The 14,123-nt window shown below is 37.5% G+C and carries 11 protein-coding genes; 8 read left to right on the top strand and 3 right to left on the bottom strand.

What is annotated here, in order from left to right; translation table 11 throughout:
* The first annotated feature begins 2 nt into the window (after nt 1–2).
* Nucleotides 3–1,472, top strand: a complete 1,470-nt coding sequence (gene nuoN, locus M997_RS12565; RefSeq protein WP_064720453.1) for an NADH-quinone oxidoreductase subunit NuoN — start codon at nt 3–5, stop codon at nt 1,470–1,472.
* A gap of 136 nt (nt 1,473–1,608) precedes the next feature.
* Here nuoN and M997_RS12560 read toward each other — a convergent pair whose 3' ends face one another.
* The gene (locus tag M997_RS12560) at nt 1,609–2,616 is read right to left on the bottom strand and encodes an alpha-xenorhabdolysin family binary toxin subunit B (RefSeq protein ID WP_064720472.1); all 1,008 of its coding nucleotides are present in this window, start codon (nt 2,614–2,616) and stop codon (nt 1,609–1,611) included.
* A gap of 13 nt (nt 2,617–2,629) precedes the next feature.
* Nucleotides 2,630–3,841 carry an alpha-xenorhabdolysin family binary toxin subunit A gene (locus M997_RS12555; protein ID WP_064720452.1) on the bottom strand — a complete coding sequence of 404 codons (1,212 nt, stop codon included), beginning with the start codon at nt 3,839–3,841 and terminating at the stop codon, nt 2,630–2,632.
* Between the two features lie 212 nt (nt 3,842–4,053).
* Between M997_RS12555 and M997_RS12550 the strand changes: the two genes are divergently transcribed.
* The 7 genes from M997_RS12550 (at nt 4,054) to M997_RS12520 (ending at nt 12,399) form a co-directional block, all read left to right on the top strand.
* Complete coding sequence (locus tag M997_RS12550) at nt 4,054–5,385, top strand: isochorismate synthase (protein ID WP_064720451.1); 1,332 nt, start codon at nt 4,054–4,056, stop codon at nt 5,383–5,385.
* 348 nt (nt 5,386–5,733) lie between these two features.
* Nucleotides 5,734–7,428, top strand: a complete 1,695-nt coding sequence (gene menD, locus M997_RS12545) for a 2-succinyl-5-enolpyruvyl-6-hydroxy-3-cyclohexene-1-carboxylic-acid synthase (protein WP_064720450.1) — start codon at nt 5,734–5,736, stop codon at nt 7,426–7,428.
* The gene (gene menH / locus M997_RS12540) at nt 7,403–8,170 is read left to right on the top strand and encodes a 2-succinyl-6-hydroxy-2,4-cyclohexadiene-1-carboxylate synthase (RefSeq protein WP_064720449.1); all 768 of its coding nucleotides are present in this window, start codon (nt 7,403–7,405) and stop codon (nt 8,168–8,170) included. The genes menD and menH overlap by 26 nt, the downstream gene beginning before the upstream one ends.
* Nucleotides 8,171–8,182: 12 nt before the next feature.
* Entirely contained in the window at nt 8,183–9,040 is an 858-nt protein-coding gene (gene menB / locus M997_RS12535; protein ID WP_064720448.1) for a 1,4-dihydroxy-2-naphthoyl-CoA synthase, read from the top strand.
* Nucleotides 9,040–10,011: an o-succinylbenzoate synthase gene (gene menC, locus M997_RS12530; protein ID WP_064720447.1), complete on the top strand. Its 972-nt coding sequence runs from the start codon at nt 9,040–9,042 to the stop codon at nt 10,009–10,011. The genes menB and menC overlap by 1 nt, the downstream gene beginning before the upstream one ends.
* Nucleotides 9,999–11,441 (top strand): o-succinylbenzoate--CoA ligase, encoded by a 1,443-nt coding sequence (gene menE, locus M997_RS12525; RefSeq protein ID WP_064720446.1) that lies wholly within the window; start codon nt 9,999–10,001, stop codon nt 11,439–11,441. The genes menC and menE overlap by 13 nt, the downstream gene beginning before the upstream one ends.
* 76 nt (nt 11,442–11,517) lie before the next feature.
* On the top strand, nt 11,518–12,399 hold the full coding sequence (locus tag M997_RS12520; RefSeq protein WP_064720445.1) for an AbaSI family restriction endonuclease: 882 nt from the start codon (nt 11,518–11,520) through the stop codon (nt 12,397–12,399).
* Between the two features lie 88 nt (nt 12,400–12,487).
* On the opposite strand, the gene M997_RS12515 is transcribed toward M997_RS12520, so the two are convergent.
* Complete coding sequence (locus tag M997_RS12515) at nt 12,488–13,942, bottom strand: catalase (RefSeq protein ID WP_064720444.1); 1,455 nt, start codon at nt 13,940–13,942, stop codon at nt 12,488–12,490.
* Nucleotides 13,943–14,123: the final 181 nt, after the last annotated feature.

Here is a 14,123-nt window from a genome sequence, read left to right as displayed (position 1 = left end):
CCATGACAATAACTCCTCAACAACTGATCGCAATGCTACCGCTGTTGATCGTCGGATTGACGGTGGTGGTTGTGATGCTGGCCATTGCGTGGCGACGCGATCATTTTACTATTGCCACTTTGACAGTCACTGGTTTTATCATTGCGCTAGGATCGCTTTATTACGTTAATGCATTAGGCGTAGTAGATGTTACAACGCTCTATCATGTCGATGGGTATTCCAGTTTCTTCACCGCATTAATTATTATTGCGGGGATTGGAACCATTGCTTTTGCTTATCCTTGGTTAGAAGGTTATCAAGATAACAAAGAAGAGTTTTATATGCTGGTTGCGATAGCGGTAGTGGGGGGGATTTTACTCTCTTCTGCACACCACTTCGCATCGATGTTTATTGGGATTGAGTTACTGACATTACCGTTGTTTGGTCTTATTGGTTACGCATTCCAACAACGTCCATCACTGGAAGCGAGCATAAAATATATGCTGCTTTCAGCGGCGGCATCATCTTTCTTATTATTTGGTATGGCACTTCTTTATGCCGAAGCAGGAAACCTGTCGTTTACTGCAATGGGTCAAAGCTTAAGTGATAGCAATATCCACAAACCTTTAGTATTAGCAGGTTTAGGAATGATGCTGGTGGGAATTGGCTTTAAGTTGTCGTTATTCCCATTCCAACTGTGGACTCCTGATGTTTACCAAGGTGCACCAGCACCAACGGGGGCATTTTTAGCCACGGCAAGTAAGATTGGTATCTTCGCAGTGGTTATGCGTCTATTCCTTGAAGCTCCCGCAGCAGACAGTGAAACGTTACGCATGATCTTAGGTGTAATGGCGATAGCATCTATCCTGTTTGGTAACATCATGGCGCTGACACAGAAAAACGTAAAACGTTTATTGGGTTACTCTTCTGTATCGCACCTTGGTTATCTGTTAGTTGCATTGATTGTGTTGCAATACAGCCCTATACTTGCGCAAGAAACTGCTGAAATTTATTTAGCGGGTTACTTATTTGCTAGCTTAGGTGCATTTGGTGCAATTGCCGTTGCTTCCAGCCCATACCGTGAAGGGGAGCTTGAATTACTCGAAGATTATCGTGGGTTATTCTGGCGTCGTCCGGTTGTTGCGTTGGTAATGTCACTAATGATGTTATCATTAGCGGGTGTACCAATTACGTTAGGCTTTATCGGTAAACTGTATGTCATTATTGCAGGTATCGACTCTAGCTTATGGTGGTTAACAGGCATGGTAGTATTAGGTAGTGCTATTGGTCTGTTCTATTACTTACGTGCTGCCGCGATAGTTTTCTTACGCAAACCAGACAACGACAACACACCTGTCATGACGACAACATCACAAAATATGGCTGCTTTTGTTGCGTTAATTTGTGCGATAATCGTTATTGCGTTAGGTATTTGGCCACAGCCATTAATTGAATTAACTAACTTTTCCATTATTTCACCTACTGTGAATTAATCCATAGTTTAGTTAACTTAAATAAAAGCCTGATTTTTAATCAGGCTTTTTTATATCTAACATTTTCTTTATCCTAACGTATTGTTATTTTCTGCTAAATAATTCAAGTTGTTAAGATAAAATAATTACCCGTTAATTAGTATTCATCTAAAAATTTACCTAAGAATAATAAGTGTGGTTCAATAATATTATTGGTATCTAATATATTGTTTTTTAACTGAGTTAATTGATAAATAAGAGAGCACCAATATTGTTCGAGTAATGTCAGTTGTTCTGCTAATAATTTAAAATAAAATTCAATATTAACTAATGAGTGATAATAGGTCTGAGTAAAAATAATCATGCGTTTTTGATTTTCTAGCACAGACAAATTTTTGATTTCAGCAAGGTAATCATCAATAAGTTGGTGGCGTGTCTCAATGAGATTTTGATATGTAAAACCTTTATCAAGTTGAGAAAGTAGATTATCTAATGAATCTATTAGTAGTTTTAATATGTTTTTTTCTGAAATATCTATATTTAATGATGAAATCGTTTCTTTTGAGGGAATACTGGCATTAAAAATATCAATGATACTCTCATTGTTAATGATATCCTCGCTTTTAGTAATAATGTCAATTTTTTCTTTAAGCTTAAAAATATTTTCTTTATTTAAAAGAATTTTATTGCCTACTTCTTCGGCATGTTTTTCTTCCGTAATAATTAAAGGATCAATATCTTTTTTTAAACTAAACTTACTTAAAAACTCTTTATTATTATTAATAAAAACTTGATAAAAATTGATAATATTAATTGACTCATCAATTTCTTCTTTTAAAATATCTTCAATTATTCTTCGTTCATTACTTAATTTTTTGACTATTTCTAAATTTTGCGATTTTTTTAATATTTCATTATCAATTTCACCAAGGGTACCGATTGCCCCCGTTAATAGTTTCTGTTTTAATCTACTTTTAATAGAAATGGAAAAACTAATAATACTATCTAATATTTTATTATTATTTATATAAATTGAGATAAGTTTATTATTAAGTTCATCATTATTCTTCGATAGATGAATACTAATTTGGCGAATGTTTTTTATAGCATTAAAAAAGACTGAATGTTCGAATTTTTCTTTAGTATCTATATTCATTTTATTCATAACAATTCCTTTGTTATTTAGAGGAATAAAAATCAGATAATGCTTCATCAAATATAGCAATCATCTCTTTTGAATAGCCTATAACCATATACCAAGGTGAAATCATTTTTTCCAAGTAAATACTAAAACGAATAAGTTCCATAGCATTATCTACTTTTTTTAAATTTATCAGTGAGGCATTAATTTCAGTTAATGTTGTCTGCCACATATATTCAAGATGTTCTAGTGCCATATTGGCATCTTCGATATATTGTTCAATCTCTCCTAAATCTGTTTGAAACCTTTGTAAACATAATGAAATATTAGAATGGATTTTTATATTGTTATTTACTTGATTAAGATTTTCAATAATAGCATTTTTTTTCTTGCGTGCTTCCTCTGCTTTAGCACCAAAAATACCACCTGTGATGATAACACCTACAATGCCAAAGGCTAAGCCTGTAAAAGCAAGTTTAACATATTGCTTATATTCTTCTTTTAAAGCTTCAATTTCATTTTCTAAGATACTTTTTTCTTCAATAAATGATGTGTTATTACTGCTAAGGTGTTCATTAATAATTCTTTTTTTATTAATAATGTCGTAGTAAATTGATTGTTGTAAAGCACCATTACTACTTTCGCCACCAGTTATTTTGGCTATAAAGTCACAAACCATATTCTTTATTTTTATTGTTTTTTGATACTCATCATTAATATCATTCTTCATACTTTCTAAAATAGTAATAAGTTGGGTTGTTACTTCTTTATCTTGTTGAGTATATTTAATTGTTGATGTTTCTTTTTCTGAAATGTCTTCTAATTTTATATTTATCTTATCGAGTAACGGCATTTGGCTAATAAATAATAAAATCTGTTCTCCAGTTGTTGTGATTTCTCTTCCTATAATTTCAAGATCTATTGCTTGTTGTTTAATCGCATATTCTATTTTATTCCACCCAAAAGCATGTTCTCTCATTCTTAAAAAAAGAGCTTGAATATTATCTGAAGAAATTTGAGAAATATGAATATCGTCATATCCAAGAAACTCAATTACTGTTTCTTTTTGATAAGGAAGTATTAATATTTTATCGATATAGTTTTTAATTTTTTTAAGATCATAAGAAGTAAAAATACCAGGGCTTCGACCTCCTTCAATATTTTTTCCGAGTATTAAACCTAGCGCAACTTCTGGAAGTTCTGTTTTTTCGATGATTTTATCAACATATTCAAAGATGGTTGTATCCATATAACCTCTCTCTTAGGTATAATAAATATTAATTCTATGGCATGATTTTGAAATAATGCATTTGTTATTTACAGATAGCTGGTTAACTCTTCTACTTTGTAACATGAAAAATACAAAACTTTGATAAATGACAAAGGTTATAATTAATCAGCTCTTTGATAATTCTTATAGAAACGTATAATCTCCTTTTTAATTAGTTGCGGGTATTTGGAGTGGAAAAGGTTAAACCTGTGTTTTCGACACTGTACGAAAAAGTTAAAAATATAAATCTGACAGCACAAGGTAATCTTTTACATCTGAAAGTCGCCTTGGCCTCAGACGTTTCATTTTCACTACTTTCTTGGCTTGCAGCACAAACGTATTACCCTCAGTTTTATTGGCAGCATCGCGATGAATATGAGGAAATCGCAGCTTGCGGACAATTATGTTGTTTTAATCATATTCGTGATGCGCGAGAATTTTTAAGTACTCATAAAAATGAATCTAATACTGATGATGTTCGCATTTGGGGATTAAATGCGTGGGATACCATTATTCCTGGCCGAATTGATCAACAAAGTGGTGATGATGCTTATCTTTTCTTGCCCAGAATTGAAATAAGACGTCAGCAGCAGCAACTCTCTGTGCATATCAATTTACTTGGTGAAAAAGATAGAGATGATGCATTAACTTTTCTAAGTACATTAAATGATGAGCTAGAAATTTCGCCGCTTTCTGTTTCTGTTATTTCAGTAAAACATTCATTAACTCAAGATCAGTGGGTTAACTATCTTGAGCTCGCTTTACATGAGATTGAGCAGGGAACCTTCGAAAAAGTTGTTCCTGCAAGAGCAACGTGTTTAACGCTTGATAATCCGCTTAAAGCTATTCAATTTATGAAAGCAAGTCGTGATGTTAACCATCATTGCTATCATTATATGTTGGCATTTTCTCCTTCAGATGCGTTTATTGGTTCGTCGCCTGAACGCTTGTATTATCGTGATGAAAAACAACTTTATACCGAAGCATTAGCAGGTACTGTAGCAAGTTCTGAGAATGAGCAACAAGCAATGGAACTTGCTGATTGGCTAATGAATGACAAGAAAAATCAGCATGAAAACTTAGTCGTAGTTGATGATATTTGTCAGCGCTTACAAGGTGGAATAGAAGGTATTGATGTTTCGCCTGCTGATGTAATTCGATTACGCAAAGTGCAGCACCTTCGTCGTTATATTCACGGTAAACTTATTGATACAGATGATGTTGATTGTTTAAAACGCTTACAGCCTACAGCGGCTGTGTGTGGCTTACCTCGTACTGTTGCTCGCGCATTTATTCATCAGCATGAACCCTTTAAAAGGCGTTGGTATGCCGGCTCCGCAGGTTATTTAGGATTATCTCATGCTGAATTTGCTGTTAGTTTGCGTTGTGGTGAATTGCATGATGATACATTAACGCTTTATGCTGGTGCGGGGGTTGTTGCCGGATCTTCACCTTTGCAAGAATGGGACGAAATCGAGAATAAAGCCGCAGGGTTACGCACTTTATTACAAGAAAAAAAATAATATTGTGCAGGAATTCCTTGAACGCAGTAGTGCTAATAGAGTGAAACATAATGGGGAGTATTATTTAATGCTGTTATTTAGTGCTACTCTTTAAATAACCTCTGCTATCAGCGAACTAATAAATGCTATTCTTGAGATAATTAGTGCTATTTATTTATACTGTTGACGAAAGAAAAACACATTAACTTAAAATATGTTGAGTACTTAGCCTAAATAATGCACTCCTATGAGTGTTTTCTTTCACTATTTATTTAACGAAAACTTCTGTTCATTGAACTAGGCTAAGGAAAAGTATTTAGGAACAGATATTATAATAGCAATTGTAAGTTTTCGTTGTTGGGATGATCAATGTCTAATAGTTCGTTTAATCGCCAATGGGCTAAAGTTATACTTGAAGCTTTGACTCGTCATGGTTTGCGCCATATCTGTATTGCTCCTGGATCTCGTTCAACACCTTTAACGCTTGCTGCTGCTAATAATAGCAAGTTGATTTGTCATACACATTTTGATGAACGCGGATTGGGGCATTTAGCGTTAGGTTTAGCTAAAGCAACACAAGAGCCTGTCGCTGTTATTGTGACATCAGGCACGGCGGTTGCTAATTTATATCCCGCTCTTATTGAGGCCGGATTAACCGGTGAACGCCTTGTTTTCCTTACTGCGGATAGACCACCTGAACTTATTGATTGTGGCGCGAATCAAGCCATTCGTCAGCAAGGTATTTTCGCAAGTCATCCATCAAAAACACTTTCATTACCAAGGCCAACCTCCGATATTTCAGCAAGTTGGCTTGTTTCTACGGTTGATAATGCCATGAATGAGCTTGTGCATGGTGCTTTGCATGTCAATTGTCCTTTTGCCGAACCTTTATATGGTGATGATGACGCAAATGCTTGCCCGTGGAGTGATGCATTAGGTGAGTGGTGGCAAAATTATCGCCCTTGGTTACAAGAAACAATGACGTTATCGGCAGCAACGCATCCTCAATGGCATAGATTATGCCAGAAAAAAGGCGTCGTTATTGCTGGAAGGATCAGCGCCCAAGAAGGTATTGAAGTTGCTAAATGGGCATCTCAATTAGGTTGGCCTTTATTAAGTGATGTACTTTCTCAAACAGGGCAGCCGTTACCTTGTGCTGATTTATGGCTAAATAATCCTCAAGCAAAATCATTATTAAACCAAGCTGAAATTGTTATTCAATTTGGCTCAAGTTTAACGGGTAAACGATTATTACAGTGGCAAGTTGGCTGCTCGCCAAAAAATTATTGGATAATAGATGCTATTGCGGGGCGTTTAGATCCAGGACATCATCAAGGTGAGAAATTTACCGTACCTCCATTACAATGGTTAGCGGCGCATTCTGCTGTAGATAATTTGCCTTGGGCAACAGCATTAACTGAAATAGCTAAACAGACGTATCAGCAAGTGAAACAAGCCACGCAAAATTTTGGTGAAGCACAAGTAGCTCATAAATTAAGTACATTACTTCCTAAAGATGGACAATTATTTGTTGGCAATAGTCTTATTGTTAGGTTAATTGATGCGTTAGGTGTTTTGCCTCAAGGTTATCCTGTAATGAGTAACCGAGGTGCAAGTGGTATTGATGGTCTACTTTCAACAGCAGCGGGTGTGCATAGAGCAACAGAAAAACCCACTTTAACCATTCTTGGTGATTTATCTGCATTGTATGACTTAAATAGTTTAGCCTTGCATCGTCAAATTTATGCGCCGAATGTTATTATTGTGGTGAATAATAATGGTGGACAGATATTCTCTATGTTGCCAACACCTGCGTTACAACGAGAGCGTTTTTATTGTATGCCTCACTCTCTAAACTTTAAGCACGCAGCCGCTATGTTTGGCCTGAATTATGCCTCACCTACTGATTGGGATGCATTATTTTCTACCGTTCAACAATGTTGGGCTGGTGGCGCAGAAACCACATTAATCGAATTAATTGTTAATGACACTGATGGTGCCCAAACATTAAATCAGCTAGTTAAACAGGTGACAGCTCATGACTTTAGCATGTCGGAGATATAATGCCCATAATGAAGGGCCTTGGTTAGTCTGGTTACATGGGCTATTAGGAGAGGGAGATGAATGGGCGCCAGTGATTGCTGCCTGTCATGAATACCCCTCTTTAGTGATTGATTTACCACGGCATGGTGATTCAGCGTCAATCGGTGCTAAAAACTTTGTTGAGGTGAGTGCATTACTGACTGAAACATTAAAAACTGAAGATATTACGCATTACTGGTTAATTGGTTACTCATTGGGTGGCAGAATTGCGATGTATCACGCATGTTTTGGTGATACTACAGGATTAATGGGACTTATTGTTGAAGGGGGAAACCCCGGCTTATATGATGCCAGTGAACGACAAAATAGAATTGCACATGATATGCGATGGGCTCAGCGATTTCGCGATGAACCAATAACCAAAATATTAGAACAGTGGTATCAGCAGCCCGTATTTGCAGATTTAAATGATGAAAAACGCCAGTTACTCATAGAAAAACGTAGCCGTAATGCAGGTTTTTGTATTGCAGAAAGCCTTGAATGCCTTTCATTAGGTCATCAACCTTGGCTGGTGGCAGAATTGCAGCAACTCACTTTACCTTTTATTTGGCTATGTGGTGAGAAAGATAAGAAATTTCAGACTATAGCGCAGCAGTATTCGCTGCCATTAACGACTATCCCGCACGCTGGCCATAACGCCCATCAGGCTCAGCCTGTTGCTTATGCTGCGGTGATAAACCATATTTTATCCCTCTTTGGTTAAAGGAACCTAATTATGCTTTATCCGAGCGAAGAAAAGCTGTATGCACCGATAGAATGGCAAGATTGTTCAGGCGATTTTGAAGATATTCTTTACCATAAATCGGCTGATGGCATCGCGAAAATTACGATTAACCGCCCACAAGTGCGTAATGCTTTCCGCCCTTTGACTGTCAAAGAGATGATCCAAGCATTAGCCGATGCACGTTATGATGATGGTATTGGTACGATCATTTTAACGGGTGCAGGCGAAAAAGCATTCTGTGCTGGTGGTGACCAAAAAATTCGTGGCGATTACGGTGGATACCGTGATGACAGCGGTACACACCACCTGAATGTATTAGATTTCCAGCGTCAAATACGTACTTGTCCAAAGCCTGTAGTAGCGATGGTGGCGGGGTATTCTATCGGTGGTGGCCACGTTTTACATATGATGTGTGATTTAACCATTGCTGCTGAAAATGCTATTTTTGGTCAGACAGGGCCAAAAGTCGGTTCATTCGATGGCGGCTGGGGTGCTTCTTATATGGCTCGTATCGTGGGGCAGAAAAAAGCGCGTGAAATTTGGTTCTTATGTCGTCAGTACGATGCAAAAGAAGCACTGGAAATGGGCCTAGTTAACACTGTTGTACCTTATGCAGATCTTGAGAAAGAAACGGTGCGTTGGTGTCGTGAAATGCTTGAAAATAGCCCAATGGCATTACGCTGCTTAAAAGCGGCATTAAATGCGGACTGTGATGGCCAAGCAGGTCTTCAAGAATTAGCGGGTAATGCAACTATGCTGTTCTATATGACTGATGAAGGTCAAGAAGGACGTAATGCGTTTAACGAAAAACGCCAACCTGATTTCTCTAAATTTAAACGTAATCCATAATGCGAAACGCAAAACTCTATTCATTCAGCCTGCCTATGGAGGCAGGCGTTGTTCTGCGCTATCAAAGGCTGAAAACCCGTGATGGTTTTCTTGTCTGTTTAGAGCAGGATGGTAAACAAGGCTGGGGCGAAATTGCTCCTCTTCCTGAATTTAGCCGCGAAACGTTACCTGAAGCTCAGGCTTGTGCTATCGCTTGGTTATCTGCATGGTGCAAGGGTGAAAACCCAGCAGAAAGTGAGTTACCTAGTGTTGCATTTGGTATAAGTTGTGCACTAGCTGAATTAGCTGAGACTTTACCTCAAGCAGCAAATTATCGTGCAGCACCATTATGTAATGGTGATCCTGATGACTTAATTTTAAGCCTGAATGAAATGGAAGGCGAAAAAGTAGCTAAAGTCAAAGTGGGTCTGTATGAAGCTGTTCGTGACGGTATTGTGGTAAATCTTCTATTAGAAGCGATCCCTGATTTAAAATTAAGACTTGATGCTAATCGAAGCTGGACCCCAGCTAAAGCAGAAAGTTTTGCTAAATATGTTAATCCACAATGGCGTGATCGTATCGCTTTTTTAGAAGAGCCTTGCAAAACGCCAGCTGAGTCATTGGCATTCTCTCAAGAAACCGGGATTAGCATTGCGTGGGATGAAACAGTACGAGATGACGGTTTTGAAATAAAGCCTCAAGCAGGTGTTACGGCAATTGTTATCAAGCCAACACTGGTTGGCAGCCTTGAACGATGCCAGTCTTTAGTATCACAAGCACATGCTTTGGGGTTAGAGGCTATTATTAGCTCAAGTATTGAAAGCAGTTTTGGTCTTTCTCAATTGGCTCGTATTGCTCAGTGGTTAACACCAAATGCAATTCCAGGGTTAGATACGGTTGATCTGATAAAACAGCAACTTGTTAAACCGTGGCCAAATGTTGATATCCCTCTTATCTCTCTTGAGCAACTTGAGATAACATGGCAGCAGTAGTTCAATTTAAGCTATCGCCGTGGCAATATTGGGCTGAATTATGCCCAAATGAAACGGCGATTATTGCTGACAATCAGCCAATATCGTGGCAGCAATTAGTATGTCATATCAATGTATTAGCACAAAAATTTTATAAACAAGGTGTTCGACCTCAACAAACTATTTTGTTAAGAGGTAAAAACCATATTCATTTTATCTTTGCCTTGTTAGCCGCTTTTCAGTGTGGTGCTAAAGTTTTACCGCTAAATCCCCAATTACCAGAATCATTGCTAGATGATTTACTACCTCATCTTAGTATTGATTTTTATGCTGATTTTAGTCTTCCTCAGCTTCAATTCGATGCAGTATTACTAGATTTAGACGGTATTGCCTATGATGAGAATGCATTTGAGCAGCAAGCAGCAATAACTCCAGCTGTTGAATGGGATGCTAATCGTATGGCAACTCTTATTCTTACCTCGGGTTCATCGGGGTTACCTAAAGCGGCTGTTCACACTTTTAATGCGCACCTTTGCAGTGCCGAAGGTGTTTTATCGTTAATGCCTTTTAATAAAGGTGATCGCTGGTTGCTTTCTTTGCCTCTTTTTCATGTATCAGGGCAAGGAATATTTTGGCGCTGGTTATTGCGCGGTGCCACACTCGTTGTTCGTGCTATGCATCCATTAACTGATGCTTTACAAGGTTGTAGCCATGCTTCTTTAGTACCAACACAGCTTTGGCGCTTATTACACCAAGACAATCATCAAAACAGTCATCAAGATAAGCCCCAACTTATTACCTTAAAATCTGTTTTATTGGGAGGCGCTATGATCCCTATTGAATTAACTCAAGCAGCAGAAAAATGGGGTATTCAATGCTGGTGCGGTTATGGTATGACAGAAATGGCATCGACGGTATGTGCTAAACGCGCTGATGGCAAAGCGGGAGTAGGGCTTCCACTTAAAGGTAAAGCAGTAAGATTAGTAGATAATGAAATTCAAATTAAATCAGATAGTGTTGCTTTAGGCTATTGGTTTGATGGAAAATTAAATCCCTTATCATTAACCGCCGATGATTGGTATTCAACAAGAGACAAAGGATGTTTTAGCGCAGATGAATGGTGTATTTTAGGGCGTTTAGATAACCTTTTCTTTAGTGCTGGTGAAGGTATTCAACCTGAAGATATTGAAAAAATTCTTAATACTCATCCAAAAATAAGTCAATCATTTATTGTACCTATCGATGATGCTGAGTTTGGGCAGCGTCCTGTCGCTGTGATTGATGCTGATATTGATACGGTTAATCAGTTGCCTCAATGGTATCACTCTCGTTTGGCCGGATTTCAACGACCCGTTGTTTGTTTACAACTCCCCGATAGTCTAAAAAATGGGGGAATTAAAATTTCTCGTAAGCAAGTGCAAAAATGGGTAAAAGATAGATTAATTTGTTGATAGATAAATATTATTGATCTTCTTTCAGTGTTGAATATTCTGTTCAATTTATCATAATTATTGGCGTTATAATTATATGAGTAAAACCGATTATATTTTACGTTCTCTTTCAAAAATTAATAAAAAAAGATGGGAACATTATGTTATTAATCGCATATTTCACAAACTAGATGATCTTGAAATTGAGTTTATTTGTCAGCAATGTATTCGAAAAGCAGATTCTTCAGATAAAATATATCTTGCTGATTTATTTTTTCCGCAATTTGATCTGTATTTGGAAATAGATGAAGAGCATCACGATAGTGACGAGGCTAAAAAAGCAGATGCAATGAAGCGATTTGATATTATTGAAGCGACTGGTTTTAGTGAAAAACGGATCTCTGCTAGCAACGTTACTATAGAACAGCTCAATGCCAGTATAGATGAATTTGTTAAGTTGCTTATAGGCACTAAAGAAAAGTTAAAGGCGCAAAAGAAGTTTATACCTTGGGATTATAGCGCACAATATACAGCTGATCGCCATATAAATGCAGGCGTTATGGAAGTTGGGCCACATACTATTTTTCGCTACCATCGCGATGCTTTAGAATGTTTTGGTTATATTAATAAAGGGCATCATCAATCGGGTAGTTGGAAATTACCTGAAAAGGTTGTAAAAGCGATAGGGTTATCTGGCCGTACAATGGTGTGGTTTCCTCGTCTTTATAAAGCCGGTGTTTGGGATAATGAGCTTTCTCTTGATGGTGAATGGATTATTGAGAAGAGTCTTGAAGCCAATAACAATTATGTCGAAGATTGGGATTATCGTATTGTTATGGCTCATTCTCGAGATGAACTTAACCGAGTGTTATATCGGTTTCTAGGGGTTTTTCAGATAGACAAAAATGAATCTACGACAGGAGAAAATGTTTTTAAACGAATTAATACTAAAGTAAAAGTCTTTAATTCACATAATTAACTATTTTCTTTTTAATATAAAAATATGCCCCTAGCTTTTAACTAGAGGCATAGGGGCCGAGTTGCTCACAGGGCTTCTTATTATTCTGTTATTTAGCGTCTTTTTTGACTAATGCTTTGATCGCTTTTTCAACGCCAGCACCATATTCAGGATGTACTTTCTTAAATAGGGCGATTTGACGTTTTTGAGTATCTTTGCTGGCTTGTGATAATTCGCCTGCAATACGAGCAAACATGCGTTGATGTTCTTCATCACTCAATAATTCATAAAGTGCACGAGGTTGGCTGAAATAGTCTTCATCTTCGCGATGATTCCAGTGATCTGCTGCACCTTCTAGCGATAATGGCGGCTCTTTAAAATTAGGTTGCTCTTGGAACATCCCACCATTATTCGGTTCGTAGGTAATTCCACTGCCACTATTACCATCAACACGCATTGCGCCATCGCGATGATAGTTATGGAATGGGCATTTTGGTGCATTAACCGGAATTTGATGATGGTTTACACCTAAACGGTAACGATGCGCATCACCATAAGAGAATAGGCGACCTTGTAACATTTTATCAGGAGAGAATCCGATACCAGGGACAATATTCGCAGGACTAAATGCTGCCTGTTCTACATCAGAGAAGTAGTTTTCTGGATTACGATTTAATTCGAAATAACCAACATCAATTAATGGATAATCTGCATGTGGCCATACTTTAGTTAAATCAAATGGGTTATAAGGAACAGTTGATGCTTCTTTTTCTGGCATAATTTGAATTTGTAAATTCCAGCGAGGGTAATCACCACGTTCAATTGCTTCATATAAGTCGCGTTGTGAACTTTCCCTATCAGTACCTACCAGCATTTCAGCTTGATCATCCATTAAATTTTTAATGCCTTGTTGGCAACGAAAATGGAATTTAACCCAGAAACGCTCATTATTTTTGTTGATAAAGCTATAGGTATGGCTACCAAAACCATGCACAAAACGATAGCTCTGTGGTAATCCACGGTCGCTCATATCAATAGTTAATTGGTGTAATGATTCTGGTAAATGAGAGAAAAAATCCCATTTATAGGCTGGATTGCGCAGATTGGTTCGAGGGTCACGTTTTACAACGTGGTTTAAATCAGGAAATTTTAATGGATCACGAAGATAAAATACTGGGGTATTGTTACCTACCATGTCCCAGTTACCTTCTTCGGTGTAAAACTTCAATGCAAAACCACGAATATCTCGCTCTGCATCAGCCGCACCACGTTCACCCGCTACAGTTGAAAAACGACCAAACATCTCTGTTTTTTTACCTACTTTAGAGAAAATTTTTGCGCGAGTATACTTGGTGATATCGTGAGTAACAGTAAATGTACCGAAAGCACCGGAGCCCTTGGCATGCATACGTCTTTCAGGAATAACTTCACGATCAAAATGGGCTAACTTTTCTAAAAACCAGACATCTTGTAGTAACATAGGACCACGAGGGCCTGCTGTCATTACGTTATTATTATCTACAACTGGTGCACCCGACGCCGTTGTGAGCTTTTTCTTTTCCATCACATTTCTCCAGTTTATGAAACTATGAACGTTCTAAAAAATAGCATGTGCGAATAAAACTAAGCGAACAGCCTTATATTTATTATGGTTAATTTCGGCTGGAATTCCACTTTAGCAACATCAAGATTATAAATAAAACCAATTAGACCAATACCATTGATAGTCGTAACTTATTTACATA

Source organism: Proteus hauseri ATCC 700826 (genome assembly GCF_001654965.1).
GTDB classification, from domain to species: Bacteria; Pseudomonadota; Gammaproteobacteria; order Enterobacterales; family Enterobacteriaceae; genus Proteus; species Proteus hauseri.
Note: the sequence above shows the minus strand (reverse complement) of the source record. Positions and strands in the feature narration are given on the sequence as shown.

Bases quoted from the DNA above. Each gene is read 5' to 3' on its own strand.
- menD (WP_064720450.1), top strand. From the start codon at position 5,734: ATGTCTAATAGTTCGTTTAATCGCCAATGGGCTAAAGTTATACTTGAA.
- M997_RS12520 (WP_064720445.1), top strand. From the start codon at position 11,518: ATGAGTAAAACCGATTATATTTTACGTTCTCTTTCAAAAATTAATAAA.
- menC (WP_064720447.1), top strand. From the start codon at position 9,040: ATGCGAAACGCAAAACTCTATTCATTCAGCCTGCCTATGGAGGCAGGC.
- M997_RS12515 (WP_064720444.1), bottom strand. From the start codon at position 13,942: ATGGAAAAGAAAAAGCTCACAACGGCGTCGGGTGCACCAGTTGTAGAT.
- M997_RS12560 (WP_064720472.1), bottom strand. From the start codon at position 2,616: ATGAATAAAATGAATATAGATACTAAAGAAAAATTCGAACATTCAGTC.
- menE (WP_064720446.1), top strand. From the start codon at position 9,999: ATGGCAGCAGTAGTTCAATTTAAGCTATCGCCGTGGCAATATTGGGCT.
- menB (WP_064720448.1), top strand. From the start codon at position 8,183: ATGCTTTATCCGAGCGAAGAAAAGCTGTATGCACCGATAGAATGGCAA.
- menH (WP_064720449.1), top strand. From the start codon at position 7,403: ATGACTTTAGCATGTCGGAGATATAATGCCCATAATGAAGGGCCTTGG.
- M997_RS12555 (WP_064720452.1), bottom strand. From the start codon at position 3,841: ATGGATACAACCATCTTTGAATATGTTGATAAAATCATCGAAAAAACA.
- nuoN (WP_064720453.1), top strand. From the start codon at position 3: ATGACAATAACTCCTCAACAACTGATCGCAATGCTACCGCTGTTGATC.